Source organism: Citrobacter sp. wls714 (genome assembly GCF_005281025.1).
Lineage (GTDB): Bacteria > Pseudomonadota > Gammaproteobacteria > Enterobacterales > Enterobacteriaceae > Citrobacter > Citrobacter werkmanii.
Window position 1 is genome coordinate 39,390 of sequence record NZ_SZWZ01000096.1, and the last position, 13,452, is coordinate 52,841.

Below are 13,452 nucleotides of genomic sequence, written 5' to 3' on the forward strand. Positions count from 1 at the left end.
AATTAACGCCGCCAGCGTCTGAGCAGGCGGCTTCGCATCCCGGTATCAAAGCGCCAGATATGATCGAAAATGCGCATGATGCCGGGTTTGCCGTGTGCTGACATCGCCACCGCATGAAAACGATGCTGGTGCAATCGCTGTAATTCCCCCACTTTATTGACGACCTCATCGGGCAATCGCTGAGCGATAAAATCAGAGATCACCACCGCATCGGCATCAAACCATTCCCGGCCCTGCATGCGCTCAATAATGGCGCGAAAGCAGCTGGCAATATCGGTACCGCCGCGAAAACGCTGGCTTAAAAAACGGATCGCTTGTTCAATACCTTCCGGGCCAGACAGCTCATAGCGGACCACTTCTGTTGAAAACAGCATAATGAAACAGCGCCGGTTATCGGCCAGGGCGACGCGCATTAGCGCCAGGCAAAAGGCTTTCGCACACTGCTCATTAAACCCGCCCATTGATCCAGACGTATCTACGCAAACAATAAAAGGTCCGCGCGGCTGCTCATCAAAATCCTGATGCACCACCGGACGTTCCGTTACTTTCTCGCGCCATGCCTCGCCGTGCAGACGATAGGTCAACAGCTGCTTTTCCACCAGCCGTCGGTAGAATTCGTATTCCAGTTCAGTAATACCCAGTGTGGCCAGTTCCGGCGGCAACAGGCGCAGGATGTCATCGCTTTGCTGGATGCCATCCACCTGTTCCGGGACGGTGGCGGGTTCCCGCACAAGGGTACGGAAGGTCTCCATGGGCGCATCTTTACGCGGCACTGATTTCGCTTCTCTGGAACGGCCTAACTGTTCAGCCAGACGCTGGAGTTCGGGTTGTTGCGTCAGGAATTCGCCATATTTCACCATCAGTTGATAATCGCCGCGCTTGATTTGACCTGCGCTCATATCCCATAACCGGCCTGCGGCGTTGTCGTTTTCTGCCAGAACGGGTTCCAGTTGCCCGCTGAGAGTCATCCGCTCCTGGACTTCACTAAGTAAATGTTCACGCTCATCTTCCAGCAGTTGCTGATTTAGCGTTGTGGTTTGCACTACCAGACTCAGGCGCCAGCGCTGGAGAAAAAGCGTATGCAGGGCGGGCGTAAAGGTACTGTTGTCATCAACCAGTTGCTGAGCTTGCCCGGCCCACGGCGAATGGAGGCGGTGTAATAGCGCCAATATTTGCGGGAGCTGGACTATAAACTGCGCATGTGAGAGGAGTTGGCTTTGTTGGTAACAAATGACCTCTTCCGTCAACTCCGGCGGTACATGGGTATCTTTGAGGCGGCTGCGCAATGACTCGCGCCAACGGGGGATATCGTCAGTAATCGCTTTTTTAAGGCGAGGAAACTTTTTAAAAAACACCACCATCTTTGGAGAAGCCAGCAGGGCGACGATCATCTCTTCGATCATCGCCTCTTCACTGACTGCCAGCATAATATTGAGCGTATCAAGGGTTAGCATTGTTGCGCCTGGCGGATTTGTGCCCCGACATCCTGCAGGCTGGCCTCAATGCGGGCTAACCAGTCGCTATGAATAAACAGACATTTTTGCTGGTCGCTGAATGCGCTGTGCTGCTGGTGCCACTCGTTATCAAGTGCTTCAAGCTGCTGTTTTATCTCATCAGGCATACTCTCTTGCGATGCACCGGGCAGCGCCAGACGAGAGCCTTGCAAACTGACGTCGCGCACAACCAGATGCTGTGCGCTATCGACTTCCATGTTCAGCGTTTGGGCGAAGCCGATCCCGTTTAATTTTCCGCGGATCTCACCGCCTTTGGTCAGCCACATTTCCAGCGCACTACGTTCAAAAGCAATATGGATAACTTCCATATCATGCAGCTTTAAAGGCTTTTGCAGCAGTAATGTTACGACTGAAGATGTGGCTTCCGGGGGTAAATCATAATGAGGACGACGGCTGAACATGCCACCCTGACGGATCACCGTGAATGCCGTTTTGTCGCTTTGCTGCTGCTGGAGCTGGATGCGGCGCTGCACAATGCTGGCCAGACGCGTCAGCATGGCTTGCTGCTGCCAGGCGTGTCCGGTCATCAAAATTTCGAGCTGCTGTTGCATCAGATTCAGGCTTTGCGCGTCGTACCACAAGCAATCTTTCAGCAGGATCAGGTCGATAGGCACAACCGCATCACGTCCGCTGAAGAAGGCGCTGGCCTGAAGTAAGCGAATAGCTTTTTTCCAGCGACGATCGGAGACATAAGGGGCATTCGGTAATGCGTCTAACTGCTGGCGCAGCGTGAAAATAAGCTCAAAGACGCGATCGGGCAGCTTGATGGCGCCAATGTCCTTTTGCCACTGGTAATACTCTTCATCCGTCACCTGTAACGACGCCGGGACCGGGTTGTCACTTTCATCCTGCTGGCTTAACAACATGGAGCGGAAGTTGGCCTTGTCCTGAACTTTATCCAGCCACAGACGGATTAACATACGGTCGTACAGGGCTTCCAGACTGCTGTCTGCTTCAGGCAGTTCGTTGGAGGCGGCCACCAGCAGACGCATCGGGATTTTCTCTTCGTGCGCGCCGTTACGAAAATGCCGTTCGTTAATGGCGGTCAGCAGAGTGTTGAGAATGGCCGGGCCTGCTTTCCAGATTTCATCGAGAAAGACAATTTCAGCTTCGGGTAAGTAGCCCGCCGTTAAGCGTTCATAGCGACCTTCGTCTTTCAGCGCCTGGATAGACAGTGGGCCAAACACCTCTTCTGGCGTAGAGAAGCGCGTCATCAGATATTCGAAAGCACGGGCGTTTTGAAAGGCGAACTTCAGTCGACGGGCGATTAAGCTTTTTGCGATCCCTGGAGGACCTAATAAGAATACGCTCTCGCCGCTTAGAGCAGCCAGCAGGCAAAGGCGAATGGCGTGGCTGCGTTCATAAAGTCCCTTTTCCAGCGCATTGCTCAGACGGGAAATTCTTTCCGCTAATAAATGTGGGTGAGCCATAATGAAGTGGCGTCCTTTCGCCAAATGTACTGCGTAAACTGCGAGTATAGATGCTTCACACCAGTGCAGTAATAGACTGAAGGTGCGCTTATTTTTCTTTGAGCCAGATTAATCTGGTCTCATTTAGGGGTACGATTTTATGATTAATCGTGCATACTGTGCGCCTTTTTGTGGGCCAAGGGACGACGCACACATTTCTTATATATACACCATATCAATCATACTGCACCAAGGCGGCAATGGAGTTTTCTTCTGGGATGGGGGGAATAACGAATGCAGCCCACACGGAGTGGCTTGAGTGATGATGTGTATAAACGAAAGACGAGTCTATGAGCACTGATAATAAACAATCATTGTCTGCGATTACCCTTGCGGCCATTGGGGTTGTCTACGGTGATATTGGTACCAGCCCACTTTATACGCTTCGTGAATGTTTGTCTGGCCAGTTTGGTTTTGGCGTTGAACGTGATGCTGTGTTTGGTTTTCTCTCGCTGATTTTCTGGCTGCTGATCTTTGTTGTCTCCATTAAATATCTGACGTTTGTCATGCGTGCGGATAACGCCGGGGAAGGTGGGATCCTGACGTTGATGTCATTGGCCGGGCGCAATACCTCGGCACGAACAACCTCGATGCTGGTTATCATGGGGTTGATTGGCGGCAGCTTCTTCTATGGTGAAGTGGTGATTACGCCAGCCATTTCAGTGATGTCGGCGATTGAAGGTCTGGAGATCGTTGCTCCGCAACTGGATACCTGGATTGTTCCGCTCTCGATTATCGTGCTGACCCTGCTGTTTATGATTCAAAAACACGGTACCGGCATGGTTGGTAAACTGTTTGCGCCGATTATGCTGCTGTGGTTCCTGACGCTCGCAGTATTAGGCGTGCGCAGTATTATTGGTAATCCGGAGGTACTGCAGGCGCTCAATCCGTATTGGGCGGTGCATTTCTTCCTCGAATTCAAAACGCTGTCCTTTATAGCGCTGGGTGCGGTGGTGCTATCGATTACCGGTGTTGAAGCGCTGTATGCGGATATGGGCCACTTCGGTAAATTGCCGATTCGTCTGGCGTGGTTCTCCGTGGTATTGCCTTCGCTGGTACTGAACTATTTTGGGCAGGGCGCGTTGCTGTTAAAGCATCCTGAAGCGATCAAAAACCCGTTTTTCCTGCTGGCGCCGGACTGGGCATTAATTCCACTCCTGATCCTCGCCGCACTGGCAACGGTTATCGCTTCGCAGGCGGTTATTTCCGGTGTCTTCTCGCTGACGCGCCAGGCCGTGCGTCTGGGGTATTTGTCGCCGATGCGGATCATTCATACTTCGGAAATGGAATCGGGTCAGATCTACATCCCCTTCGTTAACTGGATGCTCTATTTTGCGGTAGTTATCGTGATTGTGAGCTTTGAACACTCCAGTAATCTGGCCGCGGCGTACGGGATTGCGGTAACGGGAACAATGGTACTGACGTCTATTCTGTCTACCACCGTGGCGCGCAAAAACTGGCACTGGAATAAATACTTCGTTTTCCTGATCCTGGTGGCGTTCTTATGCGTCGATGTTCCGCTGTTCTCCGCGAACCTCGATAAACTGATTTCCGGCGGTTGGCTGCCGCTGACGCTGGGTCTGGTGATGTTCACCATCATGACCACGTGGAAAAGCGAACGTTTCCGTCTGCTGCGTCGCATGCATGAGCACGGCAACTCTCTGGAGGCGATGATTGCCTCTCTGGAGAAATCCCCACCGGTACGCGTGCCGGGAACGGCGGTATATATGTCGCGTGCGCTGAACGTCATCCCGTTTGCGCTTCTGCATAACCTCAAGCATAACAAGGTGCTGCATGAACGTGTGATTCTGCTGACGCTGCGTACGGAAGATGCGCCATACGTGCACAACGTGCGTAGGGTGCAGATTGAGCAGTTATCGCCCACCTTCTGGCGCGTAGTGGCCAGCTACGGCTGGCGTGAAACGCCGAACGTTGAGGAAGTGTTCCATCGCTGCGGTCTGGAAGGCTTAAGCTGTCGAATGATGGAAACCTCTTTCTTTATGTCGCATGAGTCGCTGATTGTCGGCAAACGACCATGGTACCTGCGTCTGCGCGGCAAGCTATATCTGCTGCTCCAGCGCAATGCGCTGCGCGCGCCGGACCAGTTTGAAATCCCACCAAACCGGGTTATTGAGCTCGGTACACAGGTAGAGATTTAAGGTAATCGACGCCCTCTTTCATCGCGAAAGGGGGCGTTTTGTTTTGTCCCTCCCAGTTTTCATTTCATCGAATGATAATCCTTGCGAAACGTTTCGATGGCGATCACATTTTCGTAACGTCGCGGTGGTTTTCTGTCCACTCTTCGCACTACACTTATCGTCAGCGAAACGTTTCGCTAGTGGGGAAAGAAAATGAAGAAAGGCACGGTACTCAATTCTGAAATTTCAACGGTGATCTCCCGTCTGGGGCATACCGATACGCTGGTGGTGTGTGATGCAGGTTTACCCATCCCGAACAGCACAACGCGTATTGATATGGCATTAACCCAGGGCGTACCTTCTTTTATGCAGGTACTGGATGTGGTTACACGTGAAATGCAGGTCGAGGCGGCCATTCTCGCGACGGAAATTAAACAACATAATCCGCAACTCCACGAAACGTTGCTCAGCCACATTGAGCAACTGCAACAACACCAGGGAAACACCATAGAAATTCGTTACACCACGCATGAACAATTCAAAAAACAAACCGCAGACAGTCAGGCGGTAATTCGCAGCGGAGAGTGTTCTCCGTATGCGAATATTATTCTCTGTGCTGGCGTCACGTTCTGAGGCCATCATGAACGCATTACTGCAACTCAAAGGGATCGATAAAGCGTTCCCGGGCGTAAAAGCGCTATCCGGCGCTGCGCTGAATGTCTATCCAGGCCGCGTAATGGCGCTGGTGGGCGAAAACGGCGCGGGCAAATCCACCATGATGAAAGTGCTGACCGGGATCTACACCCGTGATGCTGGCTCTTTATTGTGGCTGGGGAAAGAGACCACCTTTAACGGCCCAAAATCCTCTCAGGAAGCCGGAATCGGTATCATCCATCAGGAACTGAACCTGATCCCGCAACTCACTATCGCTGAGAACATTTTTCTTGGCCGTGAGTTTGTGAATCGCTTTGGCAAAATTGACTGGAAGAAGATGTATGCCGAAGCCGATCTGCTGCTCGCCAAACTCAATCTACGCTTTAAAAGCGACAGGCTGGTCGGTGAGCTGTCGATTGGCGATCAGCAAATGGTCGAAATTGCTAAAGTGCTGAGCTTTGAATCGAAGGTCATCATTATGGATGAGCCGACGGATGCGCTCACCGATACCGAAACCGAATCTCTGTTCCGAGTTATCCGCGAGCTGAAATCGCAGGGGCGCGGCATTGTCTATATCTCCCACCGTATGAAAGAGATCTTCGAAATCTGTGATGACGTGACCGTCTTCCGTGACGGGCAGTTTATTGCCGAGCGTGAAGTCGCAACGCTGACCGAAGACTCGCTGATTGAAATGATGGTGGGACGTAAGCTGGAAGATCAGTACCCGCGTCTGGAAAAAGCGCCGGGTGATATCCGTCTGAAGGTCGATAATCTGTGCGGCCCTGGGGTAAATGATGTTTCGTTCACGCTGCGTAAAGGCGAGATCCTTGGCGTATCGGGGCTGATGGGCGCCGGACGTACCGAGCTGATGAAAGTGTTGTATGGCGCATTGCCGCGCACCAGCGGCTACGTCACGCTTGATGGGCATGAAGTTGTCACCCGTTCGCCACAAGATGGCCTTGCAAACGGCATCGTCTATATTTCTGAAGACCGTAAACGTGATGGCTTAGTGCTGGGCATGTCGGTGAAAGAGAACATGTCACTGACCGCGCTGCGCTATTTCAGCCGCGCCGGTGGAAGCCTGAAGCATAAAGATGAGCAGCAGGCGGTAGGTGATTTTATTCGTCTGTTCAATGTTAAAACGCCATCGATGGAACAGGCTATCGGCCTGCTCTCAGGCGGTAATCAGCAGAAAGTGGCCATTGCGCGCGGTCTGATGACCCGACCAAAGGTCCTGATCCTCGATGAGCCAACGCGCGGCGTCGACGTTGGGGCTAAGAAAGAAATTTATCAGCTTATCAACCAGTTTAAGGCCGATGGGCTGAGCATCATTCTGGTCTCCTCTGAGATGCCAGAAGTATTGGGCATGAGCGATCGTATTATCGTTATGCATGAAGGGCATCTCGGCGGTGAGTTCACTCGCGAGCAGGCCACTCAGGAAGTATTAATGGCTGCCGCTGTGGGCAAGCTTAATCGCGTGAATCAGGAGTAAAAAAGATGACTACCCAGGCTGTTTCTGGTCGCCGTTATTTCACTAAAGCATGGCTTCTGGAGCAAAAGTCGCTCATCGCTCTGTTAGTGCTGATCGCGATTGTTTCCACCATGAGCCCCAACTTTTTTACCGTTAATAACCTGTTCAACATTCTCCAGCAAACGTCGGTAAACGCCATCATGGCCGTCGGCATGACGCTGGTCATCCTGACGTCGGGTATCGATCTGTCCGTCGGTTCCTTGCTGGCGCTTACCGGTGCGGTTGCAGCGTCCATTGTCGGTATTGAAGTCAATGCGCTGGTAGCCGTTGCCGCTGCTCTGGCGCTCGGCGCTGCCATTGGCGCAGTAACCGGGGTCATTGTCGCGAAAGGCCGCGTGCAGGCGTTTATCGCCACGCTGGTGATGATGCTGCTACTGCGTGGTGTGACCATGGTGTACACCAACGGCAGTCCGGTAAATACCGGGTTTACTGACAATGCCGATCTGTTTGGTTGGTTTGGTATTGGTCGTCCGTTAGGCGTCCCTACGCCTGTGTGGATCATGGGGATTGTCTTCCTGGCGGCGTGGTACATGCTGCATCATACGCGTCTGGGTCGTTATATCTACGCGTTGGGCGGTAACGAAGCGGCGACGCGTTTGTCCGGTATCAGCGTGAGTAAAATCAAAATTATCGTTTACTCCCTGTGCGGTCTGCTGGCATCGCTGGCGGGTATCATTGAAGTGGCTCGCCTCTCCTCTGCGCAGCCGACGGCAGGTACTGGCTATGAGCTGGATGCTATCGCCGCGGTGGTGTTAGGCGGTACCAGCCTGGCGGGCGGTAAAGGACGTATTGTTGGGACGCTGATCGGCGCATTGATTCTTGGTTTCCTCAATAATGGTTTGAATTTGTTAGGTGTATCCTCCTATTACCAGATGATCGTCAAAGCGGTGGTGATTTTGCTGGCGGTACTGGTAGACAACAAAAAGCAGTAACAACGATTACAGGACATCTTAAATATGAACATGAAAAAACTGGCTACCCTGGTTTCTGCTGTTGCGCTGAGCGCCACCGTGAGCGCGAATGCGATGGCGAAAGATACCATTGCGCTGGTGGTCTCCACCCTCAATAACCCGTTCTTTGTGTCGCTGAAGGATGGCGCGCAAAAAGAGGCCGATAAACTGGGCTATAACCTGGTGATTCTGGATTCACAGAACAACCCGGCGAAAGAGCTGGCTAACGTTCAGGACTTAACGGTTCGTGGAACTAAAATTCTGCTGATTAACCCGACTGACTCTGATGCCGTGGGTAACGCCGTGAAGATGGCTAACCAGGCGAAGATCCCGGTTATTACCCTGGATCGTCAGGCTACAAAAGGTGATGTGGTGAGCCACATTGCGTCTGATAACGTGCTGGGCGGTAAAATTGCGGGTGATTACATAGCGAAGAAAGCAGGTGAAGGCGCGAAGGTTATCGAACTGCAGGGGATTGCCGGTACTTCAGCGGCGCGTGAGCGTGGCGAAGGTTTCCAGCAGGCCGTTGCGGCACACAAATTTAACGTACTGGCCAGCCAGCCGGCAGACTTCGACCGCACCAAAGGTCTGAACGTCATGCAGAACCTGCTGACCGCGCATCCTGACGTGCAGGCCGTATTTGCCCAGAACGATGAAATGGCGCTGGGTGCGCTGCGCGCACTGCAAACCGCAGGTAAATCTGATGTGATGGTGGTTGGATTTGACGGCACGCCAGATGGCGAAAAAGCAGTAAATGATGGCAAACTGGCTGCGACCATTGCTCAGTTGCCGGATCAGATCGGCGCGAAAGGCGTGGAAACTGCGGATAAGGTTCTGAAAGGCGAGAAGGTTCAGGCTAAATATCCGGTTGATCTGAAGCTGGTCATCAAGCAGTAATACCGATTCAGGTCGCTCGCGGCCTGATGGAGACATAAATACGCCATCCCTGGGCCTGGTTCTAAGGATGAAAGCGTAAAAAGAAAAGCAGGGCACGCGCCACCCTAACCCGGTGGCGCACTTTACTGGACACTCCGAACATGAAAACCGCAGGCAACCTCGTTGTTCTTGGCAGCATCAATGCCGATCACATCCTCAACCTTAAATCTTTCCCAACGCCTGGTGAAACCGTAACCGGTAGCCATTATCAGGTCGCATTTGGCGGAAAAGGCGCTAATCAGGCTGTTGCTGCGGGTCGTAGTGGCGCGAACATCGCGTTCATTGCCTGTACGGGGGATGACGATATTGGCGAAAGTGTGCGTAAACAGTTGGCCAAAGATAATATCGATATTGCGCCGATCAGCGTCATTTCGGGGGAATCGACCGGTGTGGCACTGATTTTTGTTAATGGTGATGGCGAGAACGTTATTGGCATTCACGCCGGTGCAAACGCAGCCCTTTCTCCTGCGCTGGTGGAAGCACAGCGCGATCGCATTGCGCAGGCCTCCGCCTTACTGATGCAGTTAGAGTCGCCGATCGAAAGCGTACTGGCTGCGGCAAAAATTGCCCAGCAAAATAAGACCATGGTCGCCCTTAACCCGGCTCCAGCGCGTGAACTTTCTGACGAGCTGTTGGCGTTGGTGGATATTATTACCCCGAATGAAACCGAGGCTGAGAAGCTGACGGGGATCCGGGTAGAAAACGATGAAGATGCGGCCAAAGCAGCGCAGGCATTACACGCGAAAGGGATCCATACTGTACTGATTACTTTAGGTAGTCGCGGAGTGTGGGCCAGCGTGAATGGTGAAGGTCATCGAGTGCCTGGTTTTAAAGTGGACGCCGTTGATACCATCGCTGCCGGAGATACCTTTAACGGCGCATTAATTACAGCGTTACTGGAAGAGATACCGCTGCCTGAAGCGATCCGTTTTGCCCATGCAGCTGCGGCGATTGCGGTCACCCGTAAAGGTGCGCAGCCTTCCGTTCCATGGCGCGAAGAAATAGAAGCGTTTTTAAGTCAACAGAGGTAACGCTTGGCTACAATGAAGGACGTCGCCCGCCTGGCGGGTGTTTCTACGTCGACGGTTTCTCACGTCATCAATAAAGATCGCTTTGTCAGTGAGTCTGTCACTGACAAAGTTGAAGCGGCAATTAAAGAGCTTAACTACGCGCCTTCCGCGCTGGCGCGTAGTCTCAAGTTAAACCAGACCCGCACCATTGGCATGTTAATCACTGCCAGTACCAATCCTTTTTATTCCGAACTGGTTCGCGGCGTTGAACGTAGCTGTTTTGAACGCGGCTACAGCCTGGTGTTATGCAATACCGAAGGCGATGAACAGCGCATGAACCGCAATCTGGAAACGTTGATGCAAAAAAGGGTGGATGGCTTGCTGCTGCTCTGCACGGAAACGCATCAGCCTTCCAGAGAGATTATGCAACGCTATCCTTCTATCCCTACCGTGATGATGGACTGGTCGCCCTTTGATGGTGAAAGCGATTTGATTCAGGATAACTCCCTGTTAGGCGGGGACTTAGCCACTCAGCATCTTATCGATAAAGGTTTTACCCGCATTGCCTGTATTACCGGGCCGCTGGATAAAACACCGGCGCGTTTACGTCTGGAAGGATATCGGGCGGCCATGAAGCGAGCGGGCTTGCCGGTCCCGGAAGGTTACGAGATCACCGGTGACTTTGAGTTCGGCGGTGGTTTTGAAGCTATGCAAACGTTGTTGTCACATAAACAGCGACCGCAGGCCGTTTTCACCGGGAACGACGCAATGGCCGTCGGAGCGTATCAGGCATTGTATCAGTCAGGATTGCGCATTCCGCAGGATATGGCGGTGGTGGGTTATGATGATATCGAACTGGCACGCTATATGACGCCGCCGCTGACGACCATCCATCAACCCAAAGATGAATTGGGCGAACTGGCCATCGATGTGTTAATCCACCGGATGGCGCAGCCCGCATTGCAGCAACAACGCCTGCAACTTACTCCTGTTTTGATGGCGCGGGGGTCGGTTTAGGCTTGTGCCGATCTTTGATCAGGTTACGTCCATCTTTGGCTTTTAGCAGCATAAACATCAGCGCAGAGACAATAGTGATCGCGCCCATGGTTATGAAGGTGTAATGGAACTGTTCAACCGTATTGGTACCTTCCATGCCTTCATAGATACGCAGGACGGCGGCGCTGATAGCGACCCCTAAACTGATCGACAGTTGCTGCGTAACGGCCAGCACGCTGTTACCGCTGCTGGCGTTCTCATCGGTCAGGTCCGCCAGAGTGATGGTATTCATTGAGGTAAACTGGGTGGACATCGCCATACCTAAAATAAACAACGGTAGGATCAACATCCAGACCGGCATGGCAGGAGATTGCAAAGCGAATTGCGCAATCATCAGGCCGATAAACACCGTAACACCCACCAGTGTCTTTCTGTAGCCAAGTCGGCGTAGTACCTGTGTCACCATTGATTTTGCCAGTATTGATCCCAGCGCCGTTGGCGCCATCATGCAACCAGCAATTAGCGCCGGATATCCAAAGCCTACCTGCAGCATCAGCGGCATTAAGAACGGCACACATCCTGTACCCAGACGCGTGGCAAGGTTTCCAGCGATCCCGACGGAAAAGGTTCTGGTCTTAAATATTGGAAGCGATATAAGCGGCGTTGGGTGACGACGCGCGTGACGAATGTAGGCAAGCAGCAACAGAATACTGGTCACAATAATGCTGAGTGCGACCCAGGTAGCGACAAGCTTCTCACCAAACAGCTCAACACCACTGGAAAACAACACCAGACTCAGGCCAAAGAGGAAGAAACCTGTCATATCAAAGCCGCGGCGCGGCGTGGTGAAGTTCGGCATATATTTGCGTGCATAGAAGATACCCGCCACGCCAATGGGAATATTAATCAGGAAGATCCAGTGCCAACTGGCCCACGTGACCAGAACACCGCCCAATACCGGACCTAAAATTGGGCCCACAAGACCCGGCATGGTCACGAAGTTAAGCACTGGGAGTAGTTCGCTGCGTGGGTAAGCTCGCAATAAAGCCAGACGGGCAACAGGCATCATCATCGCGCCGCCGATGCCCTGGATGACGCGGAAAACTACCAGTTCACTTAAGGAACTGGATAGCGCGCAGGCCAGCGATCCCAGCGTAAACAGGCTTACGGCAATCATAAAGACGCGTCGGGTACCGAACCTGTCTGCCAGCCATCCACTCACCGGGATCAGCATGGCGACCGTCAGGGTATAACTGATAATAGCCGACTGCATGGCGAGTGGAGAGCGGTTAAGGCTGTGCGCTATTGCGGGTAAAGCGGTATTGAGGATAGTGGCGTCTAATGCCTGCATAAAAAAGGCCATGGCTGCTATCCATGGCAGCCCGGCCATACTGCGAGATTTCTTTTCTGACATATTATTTATCCGGTAGCACGTTCGGTGCTATCAGCAATGCCTGACAGGCGGTGAAGGCGCGATCGCCATCGCTATCCTCTATTGCATCGACAATAGCCTGGTGCAAATCCAGCTTCACCACATCGTTATAGGTAATAGAGGTAAAGTAGGTCTGGTAGACGGAATGGAACAGTGATGCAAAGGAGATAAGGAACGGATTCGCACTCATTTCATAGATGTGCTCATGCCAGGCGATATCAACTTCTATCCAACGGTCGCGCCGGAAATTTCTTTTCAGCTCGACCATCTCTTCCATCAGTGTATTGAGATGCGCTTTCTGTTCTGCCGTCCCGATAGTCGCCGCCAGCAAACAGGCTTGTGGCTCCAGGCTGATACGCATCACCAGAAAATGTTTTATGACCTGAGGGAAATTATCTTCCGTCATCCACCAGGTAAGCAGCTCCTGGTCGAGGAAGTTCCAGTTTGCCTGAGGCATGACGCGAGTGCCAATACGCGGGCGTGGTAATACCATACCTTTTGCCGTTAACGTTTTTACCGCTTCTCTTACTGCGGTACGACTCACGCCAAACTGATCGCCCAGCTCTATTTCTCCGGGCAGGATAGCACCCGGTGCGTATTCACCTTTTAAGATTCGCTGAGCCAACTTTTCGGCCAGAACGTAGGACAGATTCTTCTGTGCGGCTAGTTGTTGGGCATTTAAAGGCATGAATATTCTTCCTTACTCTTTTTCTTATTCATTAGTATGCCACCAGGAAGTGTGATTGCGGCTGCAAAAACGGCAAATTGCTTATTTTATGGCATGTTAATGGTGTTTTTGGTGAAAAAATACGCACTCGGAAA

At 52.4% G+C, this 13,452-nt stretch carries 11 protein-coding genes; 7 read left to right on the plus strand and 4 right to left on the minus strand.

All coding sequences use genetic code 11. From position 1 onward, the window contains the following. Positions 1-2: 2 nt before the first annotated feature. Both viaA and ravA read right to left on the minus strand, forming a co-directional pair. Positions 3-1,454: an ATPase RavA stimulator ViaA gene (viaA, locus tag FDX11_RS21940; RefSeq protein WP_061380854.1), complete on the minus strand. Its 1,452-nt coding sequence runs from the start codon at positions 1,452-1,454 to the stop codon at positions 3-5. Continuing rightward, positions 1,448-2,944: an ATPase RavA gene (gene ravA / locus FDX11_RS21945; RefSeq protein ID WP_137349181.1), complete on the minus strand. Its 1,497-nt coding sequence runs from the start codon at positions 2,942-2,944 to the stop codon at positions 1,448-1,450. The genes viaA and ravA overlap by 7 nt, the downstream gene beginning before the upstream one ends. 329 nt (positions 2,945-3,273) lie before the next feature. Between ravA and kup the strand changes: the two genes are divergently transcribed. From kup to rbsR, 7 genes are all read left to right on the plus strand, one after another. Then, positions 3,274-5,142: a low affinity potassium transporter Kup gene (gene kup, locus FDX11_RS21950; protein WP_042311390.1), complete on the plus strand. Its 1,869-nt coding sequence runs from the start codon at positions 3,274-3,276 to the stop codon at positions 5,140-5,142. 192 nt (positions 5,143-5,334) lie between these two features. Continuing rightward, complete coding sequence (gene rbsD / locus FDX11_RS21955) at positions 5,335-5,754, plus strand: D-ribose pyranase (protein WP_038635798.1); 420 nt, start codon at positions 5,335-5,337, stop codon at positions 5,752-5,754. Between the two features lie 7 nt (positions 5,755-5,761). Next, entirely contained in the window at positions 5,762-7,267 is a 1,506-nt protein-coding gene (gene rbsA, locus FDX11_RS21960) for a ribose ABC transporter ATP-binding protein RbsA (RefSeq protein WP_016157825.1), read from the plus strand. A gap of 5 nt (positions 7,268-7,272) precedes the next feature. Next, positions 7,273-8,238 carry a ribose ABC transporter permease gene (gene rbsC / locus FDX11_RS21965; protein ID WP_003023762.1) on the plus strand — a complete coding sequence of 322 codons (966 nt, stop codon included), beginning with the start codon at positions 7,273-7,275 and terminating at the stop codon, positions 8,236-8,238. 24 nt (positions 8,239-8,262) lie between these two features. Beyond that, entirely contained in the window at positions 8,263-9,153 is an 891-nt protein-coding gene (rbsB, locus tag FDX11_RS21970) for a ribose ABC transporter substrate-binding protein RbsB (protein WP_006687780.1), read from the plus strand. Between the two features lie 140 nt (positions 9,154-9,293). Then, positions 9,294-10,223 (plus strand): ribokinase, encoded by a 930-nt coding sequence (gene rbsK / locus FDX11_RS21975; RefSeq protein ID WP_137398536.1) that lies wholly within the window; start codon positions 9,294-9,296, stop codon positions 10,221-10,223. A 3-nt stretch (positions 10,224-10,226) separates the two neighbouring features. Then, positions 10,227-11,219 (plus strand): ribose operon transcriptional repressor RbsR, encoded by a 993-nt coding sequence (gene rbsR / locus FDX11_RS21980; protein ID WP_087857265.1) that lies wholly within the window; start codon positions 10,227-10,229, stop codon positions 11,217-11,219. Here rbsR and mdtD read toward each other — a convergent pair. Together mdtD and FDX11_RS21990 are read right to left on the minus strand one after the other, a co-directional pair. After that, positions 11,185-12,612, minus strand: coding sequence for a multidrug transporter subunit MdtD (gene mdtD / locus FDX11_RS21985; RefSeq protein WP_137365898.1), 1,428 nt, complete (start codon positions 12,610-12,612; stop codon positions 11,185-11,187). The two genes, rbsR and mdtD, sit on opposite strands and share 35 nt — an antisense overlap. 1 nt (position 12,613) lies before the next feature. Next, positions 12,614-13,318 carry a FadR/GntR family transcriptional regulator gene (locus FDX11_RS21990; RefSeq protein ID WP_042311382.1) on the minus strand — a complete coding sequence of 235 codons (705 nt, stop codon included), beginning with the start codon at positions 13,316-13,318 and terminating at the stop codon, positions 12,614-12,616. Positions 13,319-13,452: the final 134 nt, after the last annotated feature.